We start from the raw sequence: 758 nt of genomic DNA on the forward strand, positions 1-758 counted from the left end.
GCTGGTTCCTGGGCTCGTTGCACGATCACGACGATGGCCCCGTGTGTCTCTGGCTGCGTCCGACGGCGTCCCGATGGTGTGATGGGATTGAGCGGGTTGATCTGCAACCGATGTAGAGAGGAATACCGATGAAAAAGAGGAAATTGGCAGTAGTGGGTATCTGCGTGGTTCTGACGACACTGGCCGCTCGGGCAGAACCGGAGGCACCACGCGAGCGGACTGCGCGATTTTTGGCGGCGCTGCAGGGATTCAGCGTTGACATGCAGACCGTTCTGACGGACATCGTGCAGATCCAGGCGCAGAGATGCCGCCACGCGGTCACCGTTGAAGAACTGAAAGTGCTGTCGGCCAACGATGAGCACTATTTCTCGCTGTTACGCGCGGTCATGACGGACAAGACCTATCCGCAGTCCGAGGCCTATCGTCAGCAGATGAACCGACACTTCGGCGAATGCCGATAATGCAGGAGTAAGCGTATGAGAAAGCTCACATTTGTATTGATAACGCTGCTGTCAGTCATGGTGTATGCAGAAAAATACGGCGTGGCCGCCATCAAAGCGATCTCGTCCGAGTCTTCGTTGTTCGCGTATGGCACGGCGTTACAGGCTGTTTCCGCTGGGAGTCCGGCGTCTCAGCTTGTGCTGGTGCTGATTGCCGTCGCTTTGATTGCCGCGTTGCTGGTCGCAAGCCTGATGACCGCTGCCGCCCTGATTGCAGTCTATGACCTGATGTTCACGGTAATAGGATCACTCATGATG

General features: G+C 56.6%; 2 protein-coding genes. Both read left to right on the forward strand.

Annotation, left to right across the window (positions count from 1 at the left end):
- Positions 1–128 precede the first annotated feature (128 nt).
- Positions 129–461 (forward strand): hypothetical protein, encoded by a 333-nt coding sequence (locus tag AC4PR2_RS29325; RefSeq protein ID WP_492176104.1) that lies wholly within the window; start codon positions 129–131, stop codon positions 459–461.
- A gap of 15 nt (positions 462–476) precedes the next feature.
- Positions 477–758, forward strand: a 282-nt coding sequence (locus AC4PR2_RS29330) for a hypothetical protein (RefSeq protein ID WP_492176105.1), incomplete at its 3' end; no start/stop codon positions are given.

The sequence above is a fragment of the Serratia sp. A07 genome, assembly GCF_058725505.1.

What these genes read in the sequence shown, in the direction of transcription:
- AC4PR2_RS29325 (WP_492176104.1), top strand. Translation starts at nt 129, where the DNA reads ATGAAAAAGAGGAAATTGGCAGTAGTGGGTATCTGCGTGGTTCTGACG.